Annotated in this window: 21 protein-coding genes and 1 pseudogene; 9 read left to right on the top strand and 13 right to left on the bottom strand. The window is 66.9% G+C overall.

The genetic code is table 11. The features are described from left to right. Window positions 1-103: 103 nt before the first annotated feature. The 4 genes and pseudogenes from ACFVAV_RS13330 to ACFVAV_RS13315 all read right to left on the bottom strand — a co-directional run bounded on the left by ACFVAV_RS13330 (window position 104) and on the right by ACFVAV_RS13315 (window position 2,154). Window positions 104-250 (bottom strand): hypothetical protein, encoded by a 147-nt coding sequence (locus ACFVAV_RS13330; protein WP_379034575.1) that lies wholly within the window; start codon window positions 248-250, stop codon window positions 104-106. Beyond that, window positions 239-897: pseudogene (locus ACFVAV_RS13325) on the bottom strand (IS5 family transposase); the annotation flags it as partial. The gene ACFVAV_RS13330 and the pseudogene ACFVAV_RS13325, both read right to left, overlap by 12 nt. 204 nt (window positions 898-1,101) lie before the next feature. Beyond that, window positions 1,102-1,839 (bottom strand): dienelactone hydrolase family protein, encoded by a 738-nt coding sequence (locus ACFVAV_RS13320; protein ID WP_379034449.1) that lies wholly within the window; start codon window positions 1,837-1,839, stop codon window positions 1,102-1,104. 45 nt (window positions 1,840-1,884) lie between these two features. After that, window positions 1,885-2,154 carry a hypothetical protein gene (locus ACFVAV_RS13315; RefSeq protein ID WP_379034447.1) on the bottom strand — a complete coding sequence of 90 codons (270 nt, stop codon included), beginning with the start codon at window positions 2,152-2,154 and terminating at the stop codon, window positions 1,885-1,887. On the opposite strand from ACFVAV_RS13315, the gene ACFVAV_RS13310 reads away from it, so the two are divergent. Together ACFVAV_RS13310 and ACFVAV_RS13305 are read left to right on the top strand one after the other, a co-directional pair. After that, a complete protein-coding gene (locus ACFVAV_RS13310; protein ID WP_379034445.1) occupies window positions 2,063-3,334 on the top strand; it encodes a trypsin-like serine peptidase in 1,272 nt (423 codons plus the stop codon). The genes ACFVAV_RS13315 and ACFVAV_RS13310 overlap by 92 nt on opposite strands. 10 nt (window positions 3,335-3,344) lie before the next feature. Beyond that, a complete protein-coding gene (locus ACFVAV_RS13305) occupies window positions 3,345-4,346 on the top strand; it encodes an alpha/beta fold hydrolase (RefSeq protein ID WP_379034443.1) in 1,002 nt (333 codons plus the stop codon). A 117-nt stretch (window positions 4,347-4,463) separates the two neighbouring features. On the opposite strand, the gene ACFVAV_RS13300 is transcribed toward ACFVAV_RS13305, so the two are convergent. Beyond that, a complete protein-coding gene (locus ACFVAV_RS13300) occupies window positions 4,464-5,210 on the bottom strand; it encodes a protein-glutamine glutaminase family protein (RefSeq protein ID WP_379034441.1) in 747 nt (248 codons plus the stop codon). Between the two features lie 473 nt (window positions 5,211-5,683). On the opposite strand from ACFVAV_RS13300, the gene ACFVAV_RS13295 reads away from it, so the two are divergent. Further along, window positions 5,684-6,688, top strand: coding sequence for a phosphotransferase enzyme family protein (locus ACFVAV_RS13295; protein WP_379034439.1), 1,005 nt, complete (start codon window positions 5,684-5,686; stop codon window positions 6,686-6,688). 50 nt (window positions 6,689-6,738) lie between these two features. Here the strand turns inward: ACFVAV_RS13295 and ACFVAV_RS13290 are convergent, their stop codons facing one another. After that, entirely contained in the window at window positions 6,739-6,954 is a 216-nt protein-coding gene (locus tag ACFVAV_RS13290; RefSeq protein WP_379034437.1) for an alpha/beta fold hydrolase, read from the bottom strand. Window positions 6,955-7,153: 199 nt separating this feature from the next. Between ACFVAV_RS13290 and ACFVAV_RS13285 the strand changes: the two genes are divergently transcribed. Further along, window positions 7,154-7,702: a hypothetical protein gene (locus ACFVAV_RS13285; protein ID WP_379034435.1), complete on the top strand. Its 549-nt coding sequence runs from the start codon at window positions 7,154-7,156 to the stop codon at window positions 7,700-7,702. 111 nt (window positions 7,703-7,813) lie between these two features. On the opposite strand, the gene ACFVAV_RS13280 is transcribed toward ACFVAV_RS13285, so the two are convergent. After that, on the bottom strand, window positions 7,814-8,923 hold the full coding sequence (locus tag ACFVAV_RS13280) for a GGDEF domain-containing protein (protein ID WP_379034433.1): 1,110 nt from the start codon (window positions 8,921-8,923) through the stop codon (window positions 7,814-7,816). A 270-nt stretch (window positions 8,924-9,193) separates the two neighbouring features. After that, complete coding sequence (locus ACFVAV_RS13275; protein WP_379034431.1) at window positions 9,194-10,432, bottom strand: PucR family transcriptional regulator; 1,239 nt, start codon at window positions 10,430-10,432, stop codon at window positions 9,194-9,196. A 572-nt stretch (window positions 10,433-11,004) separates the two neighbouring features. Here ACFVAV_RS13275 and ACFVAV_RS13270 point away from each other — a divergent pair. After that, on the top strand, window positions 11,005-11,562 hold the full coding sequence (locus tag ACFVAV_RS13270; protein ID WP_379034429.1) for a TetR/AcrR family transcriptional regulator: 558 nt from the start codon (window positions 11,005-11,007) through the stop codon (window positions 11,560-11,562). A 241-nt stretch (window positions 11,563-11,803) separates the two neighbouring features. Continuing rightward, on the top strand, window positions 11,804-13,093 hold the full coding sequence (locus ACFVAV_RS13265; RefSeq protein WP_379034427.1) for a lipase family protein: 1,290 nt from the start codon (window positions 11,804-11,806) through the stop codon (window positions 13,091-13,093). A gap of 104 nt (window positions 13,094-13,197) precedes the next feature. Here the strand turns inward: ACFVAV_RS13265 and ACFVAV_RS13260 are convergent, their stop codons facing one another. From ACFVAV_RS13260 to ACFVAV_RS13250, 3 genes are read right to left on the bottom strand one after another with little or no spacing between them, the layout of a single operon-like run. Further along, on the bottom strand, window positions 13,198-14,139 hold the full coding sequence (locus ACFVAV_RS13260; RefSeq protein ID WP_379034425.1) for an HpcH/HpaI aldolase/citrate lyase family protein: 942 nt from the start codon (window positions 14,137-14,139) through the stop codon (window positions 13,198-13,200). Window positions 14,140-14,167: 28 nt separating this feature from the next. Then, a complete protein-coding gene (locus ACFVAV_RS13255) occupies window positions 14,168-15,352 on the bottom strand; it encodes a CaiB/BaiF CoA transferase family protein (RefSeq protein ID WP_379034573.1) in 1,185 nt (394 codons plus the stop codon). Window positions 15,353-15,365: 13 nt separating this feature from the next. Next, window positions 15,366-16,733, bottom strand: coding sequence for an LLM class flavin-dependent oxidoreductase (locus ACFVAV_RS13250; RefSeq protein WP_379034423.1), 1,368 nt, complete (start codon window positions 16,731-16,733; stop codon window positions 15,366-15,368). Window positions 16,734-16,800: 67 nt separating this feature from the next. Here ACFVAV_RS13250 and ACFVAV_RS13245 point away from each other — a divergent pair, with 67 nt between their 5' ends. Beyond that, window positions 16,801-17,457: a GntR family transcriptional regulator gene (locus ACFVAV_RS13245; RefSeq protein ID WP_379034421.1), complete on the top strand. Its 657-nt coding sequence runs from the start codon at window positions 16,801-16,803 to the stop codon at window positions 17,455-17,457. A 42-nt stretch (window positions 17,458-17,499) separates the two neighbouring features. Here the strand turns inward: ACFVAV_RS13245 and ACFVAV_RS13240 are convergent, their stop codons facing one another. Further along, window positions 17,500-18,009, bottom strand: coding sequence for a hypothetical protein (locus ACFVAV_RS13240; RefSeq protein ID WP_379034571.1), 510 nt, complete (start codon window positions 18,007-18,009; stop codon window positions 17,500-17,502). A gap of 327 nt (window positions 18,010-18,336) precedes the next feature. Here ACFVAV_RS13240 and ACFVAV_RS13235 point away from each other — a divergent pair, with 327 nt between their 5' ends. Beyond that, entirely contained in the window at window positions 18,337-19,794 is a 1,458-nt protein-coding gene (locus tag ACFVAV_RS13235) for an aldehyde dehydrogenase family protein (RefSeq protein ID WP_379034419.1), read from the top strand. A gap of 57 nt (window positions 19,795-19,851) precedes the next feature. Here the strand turns inward: ACFVAV_RS13235 and ACFVAV_RS13230 are convergent, their stop codons facing one another. Then, window positions 19,852-20,685, bottom strand: a complete 834-nt coding sequence (locus ACFVAV_RS13230) for an SDR family oxidoreductase (protein ID WP_379034417.1) — start codon at window positions 20,683-20,685, stop codon at window positions 19,852-19,854. 80 nt (window positions 20,686-20,765) lie between these two features. Between ACFVAV_RS13230 and ACFVAV_RS13225 the strand changes: the two genes are divergently transcribed. Beyond that, window positions 20,766-21,725 (top strand): LLM class F420-dependent oxidoreductase, encoded by a 960-nt coding sequence (locus tag ACFVAV_RS13225; RefSeq protein ID WP_379034415.1) that lies wholly within the window; start codon window positions 20,766-20,768, stop codon window positions 21,723-21,725. Window positions 21,726-21,753: the final 28 nt, after the last annotated feature.

The raw sequence follows: 21,753 nt of genomic DNA, 5'->3' as shown, positions 1-21,753 counted from the left end.
GAACTCCTATGAATCTAATATGCGGTTTGTGGATTCCCCCAGCCTTCGCCGTCATCGCGGACAAAGCGCGAGTAGTGCTCTACTCGATCTCTTAGATCGTGTCTCATGTCGCGGATCGAGCCTTGGTCAGCTTCTTGAAGCAGGTGAGGGCGGCAGCGAGGGTCAGGAATCCCAGGAAGTGTTCAGCTTTGCCGTCGTAGCGCAGGTTGAGCCGGTGGTAGCCGGTCAGCCAGGAGAAGCTGCGTTCCACGACCCACCGATGTCGCCCAAGGCGGTCACTGCGCTCGACGCCCTTTCGGGCGATACGAACTCCGATACCCGGTCAGCGACGCAGGTCGACGATGACGTAGGCCTTATCAGCATGCAGTTTCGCAGGCTTGCGCCGACGCGGCCCGCGCCGCGACCGCATCGCCGGGACAGCCCGCACCAGCGGGCGCAGTGCCTCGGCGTCGTTGGTGTTGGCCGCCGAAACAGCGACAGCCAGCGGGATTCCTGCACGATCGGTGAGGATGTGCAGCTTGGAGCCGGGCTTGCCACGATCGACCGGGCTCGGCCCGGTCATCGGATCCCCCTTTTTTTCGCGCGTACCGACGCCCCGTCGATCACCGCCCGTGACCAGTCGATCGAGCCCGAACCGCCGAGTTCGTCGAGGACGGCCCGGTGCAGGCGCCGCCACACCCCGGCACGGGTCCACACCGTGAACCGGCGATGCGCAGTAGGAACACTGACACCGAACGACGGCGGCAACAATCGCCACGCGCAACCGCTGGTCAACGCGAGCACCACCGCGGTGAACACCTCCCGCTGATCCACCGGCGCGGTACCACCACCCTGGATACGTGCCGGGAACCCCCTTGACGATCGGCGCGACGCGCCTTCACCAATCCACGTGATCATCGTGTGGATGTTTCACGGCATCGGGTGTGCACGTGCCGCAGCTCGGGCATCGGCAGCAGTGTCCGCGAACGATGCCGCGCGCCATGCGGCATGACAGTGCGTTGACTGCGGCCACCGCTCATCGAGGAGGGCCGAGACCTGTCCTCGATGAGCGGCGTCCTGGCCGACGGCGCTATTGTCTGCCGCTGGCCTGACGGGCCGGTCTCACTTCAGGTGCCGGGCGAAGAACCGGTTCGCCTCCTCTCCCGCGTGCTGCGGGACGCCGGTGTGTCCGCCCATGTTGGCGTTGAGCGTCTTGTCCTGGGAGCCGAAGGCGTCGAACAGGTCCAGGGCCATGTGCCGGTCGTTTCCTTCGTCGTCCCACTGCAGCAGGACGTGCAGGGGAATGGTGACCTGCCGGGCCTCCTCGATGATGGTGCGTGGCACGTAACTTCCCGCGAACAGAACGGCGGCCGCGATGCGCGGCTCGACCACCGCTAGTCGTGTGCCGATGGAGATCACCCCTCCCGAATACCCAACCGGGCCCCCGATCTCGGGCAGCGCGAGCAGGGCGTCCAGAGCTGTCTGCCATTCCGAGACCGCTGGGTCGAGCAGAGGGAGGATGAGCCGGTCGACGATGTCGTCGGTGACCGGCTCGCCGGCGGCAAGCGCCCGGTGCAGGTCGGCGCGGGCTTGATCGACGGCAGCGGAACGGGGCCGCTCACCGCTGCCGGGGAGTTCGATGGAGGCTGCAGCGTAGCCCTCCGCCACGGCGTATCGGGCCCTGTCCAGCAATCGCGGGTACATCTTCTGCAGTCCGATGGGGGAGTGGCCGAGCAGGATCAGCGGCACCGGTGTGGATGTGGATGCGGGTGTCCACAGGATGCCGGGGATCTCGCCGAGGGTGAATGAGCGCTCGAGGACGCTGTCGTCGTCGAGGCGCTGTTCGGAAATGAATTGCACGGTAGTGCCTTTCGGGAGTGCTGTGAAACGGCGCTCCCGGACGACCTATCGCCCGACCGTGACCCCATCAGAGGGGAGCACCCATGTCGATACTGCGTTCACGGGTACCACCTCCTCGGTCTCTTGCACGGCCTCCGGAAAGGTAGCAGCGGCTGCCGTGGTCCGCCAACAGGTTTTCCGGTGGTGGTTCCGTGGCTGGAAGCACTCAACTCGGCATTGTGGGATGTTCAAACACCCTGCGGCCCAGGGCCAGAGACCTAGTTCGACATCGGTCAGGTGGCGGACGAGCCCGAGCAGTGACAACCCTGACGGCACCACAGCCTGCAGGCGAAGCTGGTCGGCGGTGTCGACTCCACTCGTTCATGATGCCGGGTCGGGCCGTCACGATTGCGTAGCTGTCCCGCAGAACCGCGGTTCTGCGGGACGGGAGTGCAATATGGTTGTGGATTCCGTGGCCGAACGAGGTACGGGGTGGTGCGATATGGACGATGGACGTCGCGCTTCTGGCGACATCAGCTCGATCGAGCGGGTCGACCCACTGGTACCGACAGACGGCGGGTCGATCGTGACACGCGGCAATGTCGAACACATCGCGTCGGTGTTGGCCGACCCCGGCCAGGCCTGGCGGATCGAACCGGTCGGCCGCAAGGTGGCAGCGGCGAATCTTCGTGGCATCGTCATCCCGGACAACGCCGATGACGAGATGATCGACGGTCGGTTAGAGCAGATGATGGGCGATGACGACATGGTGCCCGGATTGTGGCTCAAGCGGGCAGCCGCGGCCGCGGATTCGGTCGCGCTGATCAAGACGCCCCGCGGGCCGGCGACCGGCTTCCTGGTGTCGGACGAGCTGCTACTCACCAACTGGCACGTGTTCCCGACGTTGGAATCGGCGCAAGATCCTCGGGTCCGCGCGGTCTTCCGATTCGAGGAGAACGAAGCCGGCCAGATCCGTTCCTCGGTCAGCTTGACGTTGGATCCGGACCGGTTCTTCGTCACGGGCGACCGGGAACTCGACTTCGCGCTGGTGGCAGTCTCCGCACTGCCCAACGGGAAGGCGGCGGCGACGAGATTCGGCCGTATCCGATTGAATCCGGTCATAGGGAAGGTCCTGCTCGGCAAACCTCTCAACATCGTGCAACATCCGGGCGGGAATCCGCGCAAGCTGGCGTTCCGGCAGAACCTGTTGCTGAAGGTCGATCCGACGCGGCTGATCTATCAGACCGACACCATGCCCGGGTCGTCGGGCTCGCCGGTGTTCAACGATGAGTGGGAGCTGGTCGGGCTGCACTATCGAGCCGAACAGGCTCAGGATTCCCAGGGCAGGCAGATCGACATCAACGGCAATCTCGTCACATCACGGACACCCGATCACCTGCGCAACTGGATCGCCAACGCGGGCATACGTGTATCGAGCATCGTCGCTCGCCTCGAGACGCTGAACTTGCCGACGGACCAGGCCGCATTACTCACCAAAGTTCTGCAAGAAGACTAGGGGCAGGTCCATGTCGACAACGCTGCTGTTCATCCATGGTCGCAGCCAGGAGAGCGACGACCAGATCGCCCGCGATCCTGACCGGCTCGCGGCCTACGTCCTGAGTATGAAGCGGAAATGGGTCGGGGGACTGGCCAAGGGTTTGATCGCCGCTGGACGCGGTCCTGTCGACGAATCACACGTGGTGTTTCCGTTCTACGGCAACGTCTTCGCTGATGCCATCAAGGATTTCGAGGCCGGCGGTGGTCGGCGGCCGGAGCTCGAGATGCTCGACACCGTTCCCGATGCCGACGAAGCGAAGCTGGTGCAGACGAAGGTGGCTCTGCTTCTGGATGCCGCGGCTGCGATCAGCTATGACCCGGTCAAAGAACTCGGCTATACCGATCCCGGGGTCGGGCTCACCGAACATGACGTGGCGCAGGAGATCGGGTTCGGAGATGCGCTCAAGCTGCCGGTGGTGCGTGGCGCTCTGCAATTCCTGAGCCGCAAGACGGGGGCGCCCGCTCTGATCATCGAACGCTTCCTCGACGACGTCGCCTACTACCTGGAAATGACGGAGATGCGAGAGCGAGTCCTCGCCCTCGTCGAGCGGGACCTGCGGGCGACAGTGGGATCCGGTGGTGATGTCGTGATCGTCGGGCACAGTCTGGGCAGCATCGTCGCCTACGATCTGCTCACTCGGCTCCCGGCGACATACAAGGTCAGGCAGCTGGTGACCGCCGGCAGCCCGCTGGGGTTCCCGATTGTGCAGAAGAACCTCCTGGGCAAGGTCGCCGGGCGGCGACCCGCCGTCCCGGCGAACGTCCCGACGCGCTCAGCTGCGTGGTTGAACGCCTACGACGTGCTGGACATCGTCGCCCTCGTCCACCCGCTGGCGGGAGCATTCGACGAGTCGTTCGCCGGACAACTTGCCGACGAGCGGACATTCAATCCGACTGGCCCCCATGCCATCGAAGATTATCTTGCAGACCCGGACGTCGCGGTGCCGATCTCTCGTGCGATGGAACGGTGACCCACCCCCAGCTCATCCTGGTCTACGGATCCGACGAAGCGGGATGACGTGGCGCGCCTGCCGCCCGATCGGCGGCTCGTATGAGATCTGCCGGCCTATGGCGGTTACCTCGAGTGGTCACGGGCAGTGCGCGTAAGGCGGTGGGCCGAATTCGGTGGTGCGCAGCTGTAGTGCCAATCGGAAGCGAGCGAGGTCCGTGTTCGTCTGCGTGTAGCTCGGATCGGTGCTTCCCCCGTAGAAGTCCGATGCGTCGGTGGCGGTCAGGGTAGCGTTCGGATCGTTCTGCACGCCTTTCCATGTCGCTTCGGTCACTGGTTCCGTGAAGATCGCGGGATCTATCACCATGATGTGTACCTGGGGGAAACTCGTCCCCCGCACGCGCAGTGTCGGGGCGACGTGCCACGCCCAGCCGACGAAACAGTCGGGGCTGTTTCTCGTATCGACCGACAACTGGCCTTGGATCCATACTTTGCGGGGGTGTAGCCCGGCGCCGATCATCAGCCTGCACATTTCGTGGGCGCGGGCCCAGCAGCCGTCGTCGGGATACATGAACGGGATGCACGGCGCTGCGATGGTGGCTGGATCGCAGCTTGTCGCCGCGACCTCGTCGAAAATCTGCTGTGCCCGGCTTCGCGACAGCGCGCTGAACCACAACAGCAGTTGAATCAGCCGTAGTCGTCGCAGCCGCTCGAGGATCAGGGCGACCAGATCGGGCTGCGGTATCACCGGTTTGGGAAAGGGAGGTGGCGGAGGCGCATTCGGGTCTGGGATGTAGGCGCGAACATCGATGATCTCGTGCGCGTCGTTCTCGGTGACGATCACGGGGGTGCCGCTGTTCGCCGCGTCGCGGAGCAGGTCGATCATGTCGGTGAATCCGGATGCGTTCCGCTGCAATACGTGCTGCGCGTGGGAGCGCTGCAGTTCGACGCGGAAAACGTCGGCGGTGAGGGGCCGGAGGCTGTCGATTCGGGTGACCTGCGGGATGAGTAGCCGCGTGATCGCCGATGTTGCCGGGTCGATCTCGAGATACGCGAACATCCGCTGAGTCCGCAGCCCGTCGAGTACACGGGCGTATCCGCCCGATCGCGGATCGTGCGGATCGAGGTGAACGCGGCGTCCCTCCGTCAACTCCACATCGATCGTGGGCGTCGGTTCTTTGGGAGAGATCCGATCCACCGGGGGCTCGATCCGAATGATCATCGCGACAACCACATCTGGATTCGTCATCGCCGTCCTCCACCGACTGGGGCCTGATCGTCCGCCGTAGTCTACGTCCGGCGACTCATAGCGAACAAGCATTAAGCCCTTTCTGGTGGGTCGAGCAGAATGTCAAGGATGTGCGCTTCCTGCTCCGGAGTGAGATCGAACGCCCTGCGCTCACGTCGTGCAGCCGAGGACGTCGGCGAATTGCATCGCTACGCTCGCCGGGCTGGGGTCGACGTCGCGGCAGCACCGGCGTGAGGGATTTCGACATCGAGCAGGCCGCCAGGAATGCCTGTGTCACAGTAGGAATCACGAAACCGCATCTGATTCCGATCAAGGTTGCCGAGAACGGGATCTTCCGGCTGCCTGACCAGCAGCTCGTGGTGCGCGTCGCCCGAGCCGGACAAATCGACGCCGCGCGCCGGGAACTCGAGATCGCCCGGTGGCTCCAGGTCAACGACGTCGGAGCCGTCGAGCCTGGAGGTACCCGCGCCGATTTCGTCGTCGTCGACGGGCGTCCGGTCACGTTCTGGCGTGAGCTGCCCGCTCACCGGCCGGGCACGGAACAGGAAATCGCCGAGGCTTTGCGCGCCCTGCACAGCCTGTCGGCGCCGGATTTCCTCTATGAAGTGCAGCCGTTTGTGCGACTCGAGGAGCGCATCGACGCCGCGTCAACCGTCCTGCCGCAGGACCGACAGTGGCTGCGTGGTCGGCTGTCCGACCTACGCGCGGCCTGGGCAGAGCTGGTGCCGGGCCGATCTTGGGGACCGATCCACGGTGACGCATGGGAAGGCAACGTCGTCACTACCGACGCCGGGGTGACGACGTTCCTCGACCTGGAGCGTGCGTCAGTCGGACCACCCGAATGGGATCTGACCTCCACGGCGATAAAGCACAGCTCATTCGGCTGGATCTCGATGCAGCGATATGAGAGCTATTGGCGTGCATATGGTTACGACGTGACGACGTGGTCCGGGTTCCTGGTGTTGCGTGACATCCGCGAATTGCGGATGACATGTATGGCCGCCCAAGCCGCCGGGTCGAAACCCGCGCATGCTGCCCAAGCCCAGCACCGCGTCGATTGCCTGCGCGGCCGATTCGGCGCGCGGCCGTGGAGCGGCTGGGAACCGATTCCCTAGCGCCGCAAGCTCTCGGAAGCTGAGATCGATATGGTGCGCTATTCACGTCGTCAGCGCAGAAATTGCCGGAGCACGACAGCGACGGCCTGCGGTGACTCGACATGCGGGGAATGTCCGGCGTCCTCGATGATCGCGGTGCGCGCACCCGCGGCAGAGTACCGCGCGATCGACGGAGCGCAGGTGTACATCTGGTCCCGGCGTCCGTGGATTGCCAGTACCGGCACATCGAGTCGCTGGATCCGCGCGTCGAGTGGGTCATCGGCCAATTCCCGGGGGCGCTCGACCGGGGCGATAAGAATGGACTACACCCCATCGATAGGTAGGTAGTCCATGGCGCCGATGACCGCAGTAGCGACGAATTGGATACCGCGATCGGTGATTACGAGCGGTGTGGTGGCGGGCGGAGCGGCGCCGGACGTGTGATCGCGACACACCCATGTCGGTGGCATCTGCTGAAGTAGCGGCATGACAACAACTTCCGTCATCGAGTTCAGCGTCGTCGCCGACACCGGCAGTGGGTGGGTTGCGCTGTGGGATGCCGCTTCCTTCGTCCACGTGACCGATCAGGGGATCTGGGAGGAGGAACTGATCGATGTGGATGAGACGGGTCACGTGGCCGACGGGCATCTTGTTCCGCTGAACATCCTGTCCGACGGCCGTTACGGCGTGCGTGTGCGTTTCTCGGCGGAGGCCGCGCCGGTGCTGGACGAGCGGGAAGCTGCGTACCGGGAGTTGGAGTCGGATCCGTACTTGTTCCGGTCGAACGGGACCGTGCATGTGACAGGCGTGGAGTACATCGGTCAGTACGAGGACGAGGAGCCACCGCAGGCGTTCACCCTGCCGACGGGTGAGTACTCCGCGACAGTGCACATGCTGAACTGGGAGCAGGAGCCCGGCATGTTGCTGTCTGACGGCACAGCGGCACCGGATGCACTGCCGGACTTCGTCGTTCTCATCGGTCCGATCAGCGACCAGAGTTTCCGTCGAGACGAGGTCACCTTCGACGACATCTGACCGAACAGACTCGGCGCCCCAGCCCAGCCGGCAAGGAGCGATTCAACGCTCCCGACGATGTCGTTGCTGCGATGGCCGGATTCGTCACGGCGATGGCGCCATGATCGGTCGCTACCGGCTGTCGTCCGGGGTCGGGTGGTGATGATTCGGCGGCGGCGAGAGATCGTCGACCACCACCAGGTTCCCGCCGGATTTTTTGGCCCGGTACATCGCCGCGTCGGCGGATTGCAGCAGCCGGTCCGGAGTCGGGCGTGGACACTGCGGACAGATCATCGCGTCGAAGACGGCCACGCCGACGCTGGCGGTGACAACCACGGCGGTCTCCGGCGGTTCGGCGACGACCTGGCACAAGCGTTCGGCCTCGCTCTGCGCGCCGGCTGCGGCGATCGGGGCGGCCACCACGAATTCCTCCCCGCCGGTGCGCGCCACCACGGCCGTCTCCCCGGCGGCATCGCGCAACCGGCGCGCGGTCCGGACCAGGACGGTATCGCCGATGCTGTGACCCCAGGTGTCGTTGACGCTTTTGAACCGGTCGAGATCGAAGCAGATGACACAGATCGTGGGACTGCGGTCCATCAGCTGCGGCAGTCGGTTCTCGAGGCCCCGGCGGTTGAGCAGCTCGGTCAGCGGGTCCGACAGCGACTCGGTGCGCAGCAGCCAATAGAGGAGCTGGTACGCGGGCATCGCGCCGGCCACCGACGCGAGCAGTAGCGCGACCGCGAGTGCCAGGTGGACATCGCCGCCGCCGGTGGCGATGCGCACCGACAACACCAGCACCGACAGCACCGACCAGGCCGAATGCACGGCCAGCGCCCGCGCGTTGTGGAAGAAGCTCAGATAGCTGCCGGTGACCAGGAGAAGTACCGTGCCCATCGCCCCGAACAGCCGATCCTGCAGCTGGAGGAATTCGACCGTGAACAGCACGTCGGCACAGGCGATCAGCAACAGCGACTCGGTCTTGGTCGGCCACGGCAGCAGCCACCAGCGCGCTGCCCACAGCATTCCGGACAGCACTCCGATCATCGAAGCGATGCCGGGATCGCCGGGCGGCCCCACCGGGGTTCCCGCGATCACCGCGCCCATCACCGCGATCACCGCGCCCGCGCTGCCGATCAGTATCTTGAGCGGTGCCAGCGCTGATCGAGCCGCCAGGGTGCCTACCAGCCATCGGTAGTCGACCGGGTCCCGCCACCAGGCGCGCAGCGTGTTGCCGTCCTTCATCGCCCCGCCCTTGATTCTCGACCGCGTTGCCCACTGTCGCTCGCGCCGAGTGTGAGAAATCCGGAAATCCCACCAGCTCATCGGCAGTAGTCTAGGTCGGACCCGTTCATGCCCGACGCGTGCGTGTGTGTCGCAGCCCACTGCGGACGTGTCGGACGGATCGCCGCGCTGCCGCGCTGGGCGTCGCGTCGCCGGCGTGAAGGTCCGCCGGCCGGATCTCGCGGCCGACAGACGGTTCCCGGTCGACGAGCTCGGCTTCCGGCCGCCGGACTACGGCGCAGGAAGGAGCTCGTCGCCGTAGATCTCGAGGCAGCGCAGGGCCAGCTCGATGTGGACGCGTCGGCGCTCGATCGGATGACCCATGCGGCGCTCGGCCTGCTGGAGTCGGTAGCGGATGGTGTTCGGGTGCACGCCCAACAGGTTCGCGGTCGCGTTGATGCTGCCTCTGGCGTAAAGGAATTCGCGCACGGTATCGCGAAGCCGGGCGACCGGCTCGCTCCGGTCGGCGAGCCGGCCGAGCTCGCGCTCGACGAGCGCGCGCACGGAGTCGATATTCCCGTCGCCGGTGAGCAGGCAGACCAGGTCGACGTCCTGGTAGGCGGTGACCGTGGCGGCGTGGCAGGCGCTGGTCGCGATCCGCTGTGCGGCGCGTGCTTCCAGATGGCTGCGCCGGAAGCCGTCCACGCCCGGACAGGGGATGCCGACCGCGACATGGGTGTGGGTGGTCGGTGGTGCAGGCAGGTCGGCGGTTTCCGGGCGATGCGGCGTTCCCACCCAGGCCCACATGCCGTGGGCGCCGCTGCTGACCAGCAGCGGAGGTGGCGCTCCGAGCGAGTTGGCGATGTGCGTCGCGTGTTCGCGAAGCAACTGGGTTGCCTGCCGGGCGGGCACCTCGCGGTCGGTCCAGAGAACCAGAGCTGTCTGGAATTCGTCCATCGGGTGTCCGAGGTCGTCGGGCGAATCGGCGGTCGGCGCGGGCTCGCCGTGCAGGATGGCCTGCACGGTCGCCGTGCGGTGGGCATCGGAGTCGTGGGTGTGGTGTTCGCGCTCGTTCATGTACGCGGCGACGATGTCGTCGAGACAGTTGTCGAGCCATAGCGTGCTGCGTTCCCAGAAGGTGATCAGGACGACCCCGCGCAGCTCGGCATCGGGAATCTGCTGATTCAGCACCTGGGTGATGTACCGCCACAACCCTCGCTGTGCGGCCCGGTACGTCTTGAGCAGCATGTCCACGCCGTAGCCTCGGCGCGCCACTGTCCGCGCACCGTCGACGGCCTCGGTGGGCGGGCGTGGCTCGAACCGCGTGCGCCCGACCACGGCGAGGAAACTCAGCCAGTGCGCCCTGGTGGCCGCGCGGACCTCCCGATGGAGTTCGGCGTCTGCGAGGAACTGCGGAAACGTCTCCTGGATCGCGGAGTCGACAGCGGACAGGACCAGCTCGCTCGCAGACTCGGACCGCATCCGCAGTGCGAACGCGGTCAGCCATTCGAGGGCCGATGCCTTGTCCACGGCAGCGGGTATCGATTCCTCCGCACTGGGGTGTGCTGTCCTCACTGCGCCGCGGTGTGGTCGAACCGGGGTGCCTGCCCGGTGGGCGTGGATGTGCTGTCGGGAGTAGCGGATGCCGGCATCACTGCACCCTAGCCCAACCGGACTCCCTTGTCCGGATGTTTCGGATGTTCGGTGTACCGGTGGGGCCGGCATTGTGTGGATGCATCAGTTGTGCGTCCATATTTGGAGGAGTAGACAATTTCACGACGCATGGTTGGTGCGGCTGCGTGTCGCTGCTACATTCGAAGCGGTCGACGTCGGGCGGCGTATGTCTCCGGACGGCGTGGTACCGGAAAGCTGCCCGGCGTCCGACGCGACTTGCTGAAATCCGGGAAACAGTGAATTCGGTACTCGGTCGTCGATAATGTCCGAACGGGGGAAATGGTCGGCGCGCTATTCGATATAGCCGGGTGGGGAAGAGCCGATCGATTCGTTCCGCCAGCATGCGTGCGTGCTGTGAACGCGGGTTGCCCGCGGGTTCGTCGCGGTTTGTGACCGGATCGGATCGGCCTATGGGTAGCGTTGTCCGGATGAGCTCGTCACGCCGTGTCAACAGGGGACCTGCCGCCGCCGCCGAGAATCGCGTCGCCCTCCTTGCCGCGGCGAAGGCCACGTTTGCCGAACACGGCCTGGACGCGCCGCTGAACCTGATCGCGCGCACGGCGGGAGTCGGGCAGGGCAGCCTCTACCGGCATTTTCCGAGTCGTGAGGCGATCATCCTCGCGGTCTTCGACGAGAACCTCGGAGAGCTGGAGGCGATGGTCGCGAAGACCGACTCGACGCTCGACGAGCTGCTCGCGGAGATCTTCGACCAGATCGTCGAGGTAGCGGTCCTGTTCGACCTGTTCCGGCTCGCCGACAGCAGCGACCCTCGGCTGGCGGACATCATCAGCCGCCTGTACGCCCTGCTCGACGACAAACTCGCCGACGACAGCCGGCGAGGCAGCGTCCGCCGGGGTGTCACGGCAGAGGAGATCTTCCTGGCTGTGGGAATGCTGGGCGCGCTGCTGAACAAGACGCCGGAACAGGAACGGGTATCGGTGGCGGGCAAATGCTGGGGACTGTTGCTGCGCGCACTGTGTGAGTGACGCCCGGCACACTTGACGGTTCTGGGTGATCCCATTCACAATGTGTCTCGGCAACCGGATATTCATGTCCGGTTGTGGTCGGGGATTCGTATCGGCGGACTCGCTGGTGCGTCGGCGGGGACAATTCGAGGCATTGTGTCGATCCCGCGCTCGGCCCGGTTGGAATGACTGCCGGATTCATCCGGTGTCAGGTATCGGATTGCAGGGGAAATTCTTGAAGAAAGCACGTACAGTCGCCCCGATGATGTCGGCGATTGCTGCGCTCTCGGTGGCGTTCGCATCGGCAACAGTGTTCGCGCCACCGGCACACTCGGTGTCGGACTCGTTCTACAGCTACCGCGGCGAGATGTCGCTGGCCGATGTCGAACCCGGAACTGTCCTCGATACGCGGACCACGACGTACCACCTGGTCGGCATCCCTACGCCGATCACCGCGGTGCAGTTGCTGTACCGGACGACGGATGCCCGGTATCAGCCCAGTGCCAACGTCACCTCCATCCTGCTCCCGCCCGGTGGTGTGGATCCGGCGCGGGCGGTGGCCTACCAGTCCTTCTACGACTCGCTCGACCCGGAACACGGTCCGTCGCGCTCGATCGCCGGTGACGTCAGCTTCGGTGGCATGGTGCTCACCTCGGAGGCCGCGGTGATCGCCGACATCCTCGCCCGCGGCTACACGGTGATCATCGCCGATACCGAAGGGCAACAGGCGAACTTCGCGGCGGGGCCCGAGTACGGCATGAACACCCTCGACTCGATCCGGGCGGCGGTCCGCTCGGCGGCCACCGGGCTCACGACGCAGACGCGAATCGGGCTGGTCGGCTACTCCGGCGGCGCGATCGCGACCGGCTGGGCAGCCGCGCTCGCGCCGGACTACGCGCCCGAGGTGAACGCGAAGCTCGTCGGCGCGACCCAGGGCGGCCTGCTGGTGAATCCCGCGCACAATCTCCGCTATGTCAGCGGCAGCGTCGGTTGGTCCGGGGTCGCTGCCATGGCGATCATCGGTGTGGCCCGGTCGTACGACATCGACTTCTCGCCGTATCTGAGCGCCTACGGCACACGGGTCACCGCCGCGCTCCGGTCCGCGTCGATCGCCAACGTGTTGTTCCAGTACCCCGGCCTGACCTGGCAGCAACTGGTCAAGCCCGAGTATGCCGATCCGAATTCCGTTGCGCCCCTGGTCGAAGCAGTGGACAAGGTCAACCTGGGGTACGCGCCGACGCCGACCATCCCGCTCCACATCGCTCAGGGTGCCAACGGAGGCCTGGAGGGGACCGACGGCAGCAAGCCGACGGTCGGCGCCGGTGACGGTGTCATGGTCGCCGGGGACGTCCGCGGCCTCGCCCGGCACTATTGCGCGGACGGGAACGCCTTCGTCGAATACCGGCAATACGACGAACTCAGCCACATCCCGACCTTGGCGATGTGGAGTGCGGGTGCTGTTTCGTGGATCGATGCGCGCTTCGCGGGCGTGCCCGCCGGGTCGAGTTGCGGTGCCATTCCGGACGGCAACCCGATGACATCGGATCTGTGAGGCCGGGCCGCCATCCCGGTTCCGTGTGACGGGGGTGGCGGCCCCAAGCCGACACCCCCGGCCGCCCCCGTGGCTACGGCGAATGCCGAAGTCGCCGTGGTGGATCAGCTCCGAACCGGGATCGCGCCGTCGGCGCGCTGGTGGGGGTCGATCGCGGCGGCGCGGGCGAGTGTCGCCCTGGCCATCTTGATGTGCGCGGCGTCGACGAGCACGCCGTCGACGCCGACAGCGCCACGGCCCGCCGCCTCGGCCGCGCGATAGGCGGCGATATTGCGTTCCGCCAGCGCGATTTCCGCCGGGGTGGGGGAGTAGACGGCATTGGCGATCGGCACCTGGTTCGGGTGGATCGCCCACTTGCCGGTGTAGCCGAGCAGCGAGGCACGATGCGCGTCGCGCTCGTAGCCGGCGAGGTTGCCGTAGTCGGGGAACGGTGCGTCGATGGCGTCGATGCCCGCGATGCGGGCCGCGACCAGCACCTTGTTGCGGGCGTAGTGCCAGAAATCGCCGGGGTAGTCGCCGAGCGGTTCGAAATTGGTGTCCACCCGGGCGCCCTGGGAGAGCGAGAAGTCGCCGACGCCGAAGATCAGTGTGTCCACCCGGGGACTGGCGACGGCGATCGCCTCGGCGTTGGCGAGTCCTTCGACTTCTTCGATCAGCACTTCGAGGCGGATCCGGTGATCCAGGCCGAGCTTGTCTTCCAGTTGGGTCAGCAGCACATCGACCCACCACACGTCGCGGGCGGTGCGCGCCTTGGGCACCACGATCGTGTGCAGGTGGGCGCCGGCGCGGCTGACCACTTCGATGATGTCGTCATGGCACCAGCGGGTGTCGAGGGCGTTGATCCGGATCGCGGGAACCGTACGGCCCCAATCGAGCTCGGTCAGCGCCGTGATCGCCTTCTCCCGCGCCTGCTCCTTGAGTGCTTCCGGGGTGGCGTCCTCGAGATCGAGGAACACCAGATCCGCGCCGCTGGCCAGGGCCTTGGCGAACATGTGGTCGTTGCAGGCAGGCAGCGCGAGCTCGGAGCGCCGTATCAGCAGGGTCATCGTGGAATCCTTTGTCGTGGTGGGAAACTCACAGCACGCCGCGGCTGTGCAGGTCATCGATGTCGTGGTCGCTGAGACCGAGCAGCCCGCCGTAGACCTCGGCGTTGTGCTCGCCCAGGCGTGGGCCGAGGTGGGCGACGCGGCCCACGGCCTCGGAGAAGCGCGGCACCGGCGCCTGCACGGTCATCGTGCCGAGCTCGTCGTCGGCGACGGGGACGAAGACCGCACGGTGGCGCAGCTGCTCGTCGCGCAGGAGATCGGTGACGTCGTAGACGGGCGCCGCGGCCACCTGTTCGGCGTCGAAGATCGTCATCGCGTCCGCGAGGGTCTGCCGCGACACCCAGTCCGCGACGATGTCGTCGACCTCGCGGGCTCGGGCGAGGCGGCGCTGCGGATCGGCGAAGTCCACGTCGTCGACCAGGTCAGCGCGGCCGATCGCGTGGAATACCCGCAGTGCCAGTGCGGGTGAACTGCCCGACATCGCCAGCCACTTGCCGTCGGCGGTGCGATAGGTGTTGCGCGGGGCCGAGATGTCCCACCGGTTGCCCGCGCGCTGGGCCACGGTGCCGAGCTGGTCGTAGCTGAGCAGCGTCTGTTCCAGTAGCCGGGTGAGCGGGTCGACCAGGTTGATATCGATCAACTGGCCGGGACCGCCGTGCACATCGCGGTGGTAGAGCGCCATCAGAACGGCGTAGGCGGCGTTGAGCGAGGCGACGCCGTCGGCCAGCATGAACGGCGGCAGCGTCGGTGGGCCCTGCGCCTCGCCGGTGATGTGCGCGAAACCGCTCATCGCCTCGCCCAGGGTGCCGAAGCCGGGGCGCTCGCTCTTGGGGCCGGTCAACCCGAAGCCGGTGATATGCAGCATCACCATGCGCTCGTTGACCGCGCGCAGACTCGCGTAGTCCAGGCCCCACTTGCGCAGGGTCTGCGGCCGGGTGTTGGTGACCACGACATCGGCGGTCGCGACCAGCTTGCGCAGCAGTTCCTGACCTTCGGCGACACGCAGGTCCAAGGTGATCGAACGTTTGTTGCGCGACACCGACTTCCACATCAGGCCGACATCGTTGCGCTGCGCGCCCCAGGTCCGGATCGGGTCACCGCCGGTGGGCTGCTCGATTTTGATCACCTCGGCGCCGAATTCACCGAGGTAGGTGGCGGCCAGTGGCGCCGCCGCGAGCGTGGCGAGATCGAGCACCCGCACGCCGTCGAGCATCGCTTGGCTCATCTCACACCACGGTGCTCGTGGGCCGGGCGGGCGCGGGCCGGGACAGGCCGAGATGCTCGCGCAGGGTCGTGCCCTCATAGGCGGTGCGGAACAGGCCGCGCTGCTGCAACCGGGGCACCACCATCCGCACGACGTCCTCGAAGGAACCCGGCATGTGCGTGGCCGCCAGCACGAACCCGTCGCAGGCCTCGCCGTGGAACCACTCGGCCATCTGGTCGGCGACCTGTTCGCCGGTGCCGACGAACCGCGGCCCCTGCAACAGCGTGGCGCGGTGGCCCGCCAGATCCCGCACGGTGACGGTGCCACCGATGTGGGTGCGCAGATTCTGCACCAGACCCCGGATACCCGAGACCGAGGCGATCAGCTCGTCGGTGACGGGGTCGTCCAGATCGTGTTGCGCGAAGTCGTAGTTCATCAGCTCCGAGAGCAACGTCAGCGACGCCATCGGATGCACCAGGTCCTCGAGCAGCATCGCCTCACGTTCCCTGGCGTGCTGCTCGGATTCGCCGACCACCGCGTAGGCCATCGGGCAGATGCGCACCGAGGCCGGATCGCGGCCCGCGTCGGCGATCCGGGCCTTCTGGTCGGCGTAGTGATTGCGGGCCACCTCCAGGCCGGGATCGCCGGTGAAGATCAATTCGGCCCAGCGTGAGGCGAATTCGCGGCCGCGGCCCGACGAGCCGGCCTGGATGATCACCGGTCTGCCCTGGGGCGTGCGTGGGACGGTCAGCGGTCCGCGCGCGGAGAAGAAGCGGCCGGCGTGCCGCAATTCGTGCACCTTGGCGGGATCGGCGAAGTAGCCGGCCGCGCGGTCGTGCACGATCGCGCCGTCGTCCCAGGTGTCCCACAGGCCGGCGACCACCTCGAGGAATTCGTCGGCGCGGTCGTAGCGCTCGTCGTGCCCGAGGTGGGCGTCCATGCCGAAGTTCTGTGCCTCGCTGTCGTTGACCGAGGTCACCACGTTCCACGCGGCCCGGCCCGCGGAGAGGTGATCGAGGGTCGCGAAGGTGCGCGCGACGTGGAAGGGCGCGTAGTAGGTCGTGGAATACGTTGCGCCCAAGCCGATGTGGGAGGTGCTCTGCGCCAGCACGCCCAGGACCACGCCCAGATCGAGCTTCACCGGGCGCGCGCCGGTGCGCACCGCCTCCTCGACCGAGCCGCCGTAGATGCCGGGCATGGCCAGCCGGTCGTCGAAGAACATCAGGTCGAAGCAGCCCTCTTCCAGCTGCCGCCCGACTTTCGCGTAGTACGACGCGTCCAGATAGCCGTGCTCGGTGGCCGGGTGCCGCCAGGAACCCGAGTAGACCGAGGTGTTGCCCGCCTGCATGAACGCGACCAACGTCATCCGGTCGCCGTGCCTCATCGCCATAGTTGGAATGTAACATCTGACATATCAGATTTCAAACCTGGTACCTCTGGCCTGTTAAACTTCGCGGATGGCAACCGACATCGCAGGGACCGTTCGTGAACGGGCGGCTCGTGAGCTGCGCGATCGCATCCTCACCGGGGCTCTGCCCGCGGGCACGCGGATCGACCTGGACGCCATCACCGACGAATTCGCCACCAGCCGTACGCCGGTGCGTGAGGCGCTGCTGGAGCTGTCCTACGAAGGTCTGGTCCGCGTCGCGCCGCGCAGTGGGATCACGGTGATCGGGATCAGCCCGGCCGACATCATGGACAGCTTCACCATCCTGGGCGTCCTCACCGGACAGGCGGCGGCCTGGGCTGCGCAGCGCGCGAGCACCCCCGAACTGGCGCATCTGCGCGAACTCGCCGCCGACGTCGCGTCCCGCTCCGGTGACGACTCCATCGGCGAAGCCAACTGGCGGTTCCACCAGGAAGTTCACCGGGCCGCGCACTCACCGCGCCTGCTGACCCAGATCAAACAGGCTGTGCGGGTGGTCCCGTCGAACTTCCTGCGGTTGTTCCCCGAGCATGAACAGCACTCGCTCGACGATCACGATCAGCTCATCGACGCGCTCGGCGAGCGTGATGCGGTGCGGGCCAGGGCGATCGCCGAACGGCATGTGCTGGACGCGGGCCGGTCGCTCACCGAGTGGCTGGAGCAGAACGCCGGCGAGGCTGGGAAGTAGGCGACGAGTCCCACCTCGAACGTCCCGCGCCGAAAGGGTTGGTCAGCGTACCGAGGGGATGCCCGCAGCGCCCCGCGAGGCCGCGAGCGAGGCGGCGTTGCTGCGGAATCCCTCGATCACCGGCACGGTGCCGGTCTCGGTGTCGGTCGCGGCCAGCGCGCGTTGCTTGAATGCCCGCGCGGCGGTGCTGAGGCGATGGCTCATCACGTCGACGCGGCTCTCGAACTCCGCGGGCAGTGGGCCCCACAGCACGATTTCGATCAGATCGTGTTCCAGGCAGTTCAGGACGCCGTCGCGCACCCGGCTGTCGGACCGGAGCAGATCCGGTGCGACGGCCAGCGCGTCGGGCCAGGTGTGGTGCACCGGAACAGCAAGGGGCCCTTCGAGTTCGAGCACGCTCGCGCCGAGGATCTGCAGCGGCAGCAGGTCGGTGACATCGGTGAGAACGGCGTTCACGTCCCAGCCGGCCATGGAGCGGTCGAACAGCCATCCACCGGCGTGGGTGACCACTTCGCGGGCGTCGGTCGCCAGCACCGCCAGCCGATACCGCAGCGTGTGTCGGTGCGCGTAGGCCCACCAGTCGACGATCGGTCCTGCGTCCTGGGCAACATCCACGAACAGTCCATTCCGAGAGATCGAAGCGCTTATCAGCAGTCGTACTACAACTCCACCGGCCCTGAGGCGGAAAATCGGGAAGCTGTACGAACGGACAAATCTGGACGGGCGACCTGGTATGCGCCATGCGGAGTGGCCGCCCCACTCATCGAGAATCTGATTTCCGAAAAGTAGAACGAAACTCTTGACCATGGTTTCGCTCCGGTGCTAAGCCTGTCTTCGAGACATGTGCCACGAGGGCTGTGACGCCGAAGGGGATGCGCGATGACGCTGCGATCGGTTCTGGACGAAATACGTGAGCGACCCGGAAAAGGCGAGGTCATCCCGATCATCGACCCGGTGACCGAGGAGCAGATCACCGAGTTCACCGACTGTGGGCCCGAGGCGGTGGACGAGGCTGTGGCCCGCGCCAGGACCTCGTTCGAGGCCGGGGTCTGGCAGGGGCTGCCAGGGCGTGAGCGGGCCAAGATCATGTGGCGGATCGCCGACCTCATGGACGCCCACGCGCAGGAGCTCGCGGAGCTGGACTCGCTCAATACGGGAATGCCACTTGCTCAGGCTCAGATGATCGTTCCCACCTGTGCCGAGTTCTTCCGCTACTACGCGGGCTGGTGTACCAAACTCAATGGCTCGGCGTATGAGGTGCAGATGACCGGTGGCGTGTCCGGCGCCTACGCCGACATGCACGCCTACACCCTCAAAGAGCCCTACGGCGTGGTCGGGCTGATCTTCCCGTGGAACGGGCCGGTGTTCAACGCCTGCGCGAAGCTGGCGCCCGCACTCGCCGCCGGTTGCAGCAGTGTGGTGAAACCTGCCGAGGAGACGCCGCTTTCGGCGCTGCTGCTGGATCGGCTCATCGCCGAGGCCGGGGTGCCCGAGGGGGTGGTCAACCTGCTGACGGGCTACGGGCACACCGCGGGCGCCGCGATCACGGCGCACCCCGACGTCGAGAAGGTGGCCTTCACCGGCTCCACCGAAGTCGGCAAGCAGATCGTGCAGGCCTCGGTGGGCAACCTCAAGAAGGTGATGCTCGAGCTCGGCGGCAAGTCGCCGGTGCTGATCTTCGACGACGCCGACCTGGACATGGCGGTGCTGATGGCGGCGATGGGCATCTTCGTGCACTCGGGCCAGGGCTGTGTCTGCGGTTCCCGGATCTTCGTGCAGCGCGGGGTGTACGAGCGCGTCGTGGAGGGCATCGCGACCGTCGCGAACAACCTCAAGCTGGGCGGCCCGAAGGAAGAGGGCAGCATGATCGGGCCGCTGATCAGCGCCAAGCAGCTGGACCGCGTCATGGGCTATATCGACGAGGGCAAGTCCGATGGTGTCGAGGTGGTCACCGGCGGGCACCGCCTCGACCGCAGTGGCTATTTCGTCCATCCCACCGTGCTCGCCAATGTCGATCCCGCGACGAGCAGGCTCTACCGCGAGGAGATCTTCGGCCCGGTGGTGACGGTGCTCCCGTTCGACGACGAGGACGAGGCGGTCGCGCTGGCCAACGACACCTCCTACGGCCTGGCCGCTACCGCCTGGACCACCAACCTCAGCCGTGCCCATCGGCTCGCCAAGCGGCTGCAGGCCGGCACCGTGTCGCTGAACTGCCAGTTGGTGTTCGACCACGGGGTGCCCTTCGGCGGCTACAAGCAGTCCGGCTGGGGACACGAATTCGGGCGCGAAGGCGTCGAGTCCTACATGAAGACGAAGTCGGTCTGGGCTCAGCTCTGAAACGGTAGCGAGAAGCGGCGGCGGGTATCCCGGCCGCCGCTTCTCGCGTCACGGGGGTCAGTCGACGAACAGGTCGCGCGTCGGGTGCTCGCCACCGCCGTAGCGGGACAGGTCGTCGATCCCCGCGAGCTGTGTGACCGCCTCCGCGTCGAGGAAGCACCGGCCGGTGACGACGCGCGCGGGCTGGGCGGTGATCGCCATGGCGGCGTCGGCCATGATCCGGGGGCTGCGTGCCGACGCGAGCTGCTCGGCGCCGTTCTCGAGCGCCGCGACGGCCGAGGTGGCGATGAACGTCTGCGGCCACAGGCAGTTGAATCCGATTCCGGCATCACCGAATTCGGCCGCCCAGCCCTGGCTGAGCAGCGTCATGGCGTACTTGGACTGGGTGTAGGCCGGGTGCGCGCCGAGCCAGTGCGGGGCGAGGTTGACCGGCGGCGAGATGCTCAGCACGTGCGGGTTCGGCGACGTGCGCAGGTAGGGCAGGCAGGCCTTGGTGAGCAGGAACGTGCCGCGCACGTTGATGTCGTGCAGCAGATCGAAACGCTTGACCGTGAGCGCCTCGGTGCGCTCGGTGGCGATGGCGCCCGCGTTGTTCACGCACACGTCGATGCCGCCGAACCGCTCGATCGCGGTCGCCACGGCGCGGGCGACATCGTCTTCCCGGCGGACATCGCCGACGACGGCGGCGGCCCGGCCACCGGCGGCCTCGACCTCGGCCGCGGCGGTGTGCACGGTGCCGGGCAGCCGGGGATGCGGTGCGTCGGTCTTGGCCAGCAGGACGACATTGGCGCCCTGCTCGGCGGCGGCCACGGCGATCGCCGCGCCGATGCCCCGGCTGGCGCCGGAAATGAGGACGGTGCGATCGCGCAGCGGGTGATCCTGGTCAGGCATCTCGTTCTCCAAATATGGTATTGGTGTTCTCATTCTATGCAAGTAGCATATTCACTCACAGCGACCCACTTGGAGGAACCGTGCGTATCGGCGTGATGATCGGCCCGGAAAGAGGTGACTCCGGGCGCAAGCTCGAGCGCATGCTGCGCGATATCGCCTGGGCGGAGTCGGCGGGACTCGACACCGCCTGGATCCCCCAGATACCCACCGACTTCGACGCGCTCATCACCGTCGCGGCCATGGGGCTGGCCACCTCGCGGATCGAACTGGGCACGGCCGTGGTCCCGTTGCAGGCGCAGCATCCGGTCGCCCTGGCCCGCCAGGCACTCTCGGCGCACGCGGCGGCGGGCGGCAGGCTCGCTCTCGGGGTCGGGCCGTCGCACCACTGGATCGTGCGTGACATGCTCGGCCTGCCCTACGAGAAGCCGGCGGCCTACACCCGCGACTATCTCGAAGTGCTGTCCGCCGGTCTCACCGGCAGCGGGTCGGTGGACGTCGAGAACGACACCTTCACGGTGCACAATCCGCTCGATCTCGGCCCGGTCGCCCCGGTGCCGGTGCTGGTCGCCGCGCTGGGGCCGGTGATGTTGCGGATCGCGGGGGAGCGGGCCGACGGCACGGTCCTCTGGATGGCCGACGAACGCGCGATCGCCGAGCACGTGGTCCCGCGGATCACCAAGGCCGCCGCCGACGCGGGCAGACCCGCGCCGCGGGTGGTCGCCGGATTACCGGTGTGCCTGTGCGCGCCGGGGCAGGTCGACGAGGCGCGCGAGCGGGCGAACCGGATTCTCGGCGAGGCCGAGGTCTCGCCCAACTATCAGCGGCTGCTCGAGCAAGGCGATGCGAGCTCCATCGGTGATCTGTGCCTGGCCGGCGACGAGGACGCCATCGCGGCGGGTCTGCGCCGCTATGCCGAGGCGGGCGCGACCGACATCTCGGTGCGGCTGCTGCCGATCGGCGACGACCGCGACGCGCTGATCGCCTCCAAGCAGCGGACCAGGGCGATGATCGCCGAGCTGGCCCAGCAGCTGCGCGGATGACGGCCCCGGTGGCGCCCGGAGATGTTGC

This window comes from Nocardia sp. NPDC057663 (genome assembly GCF_042799895.1).
Taxonomy (GTDB): domain Bacteria; phylum Actinomycetota; class Actinomycetes; order Mycobacteriales; family Mycobacteriaceae; genus Nocardia.
This window is presented reverse-complemented; position numbering and strand designations above follow the sequence as displayed.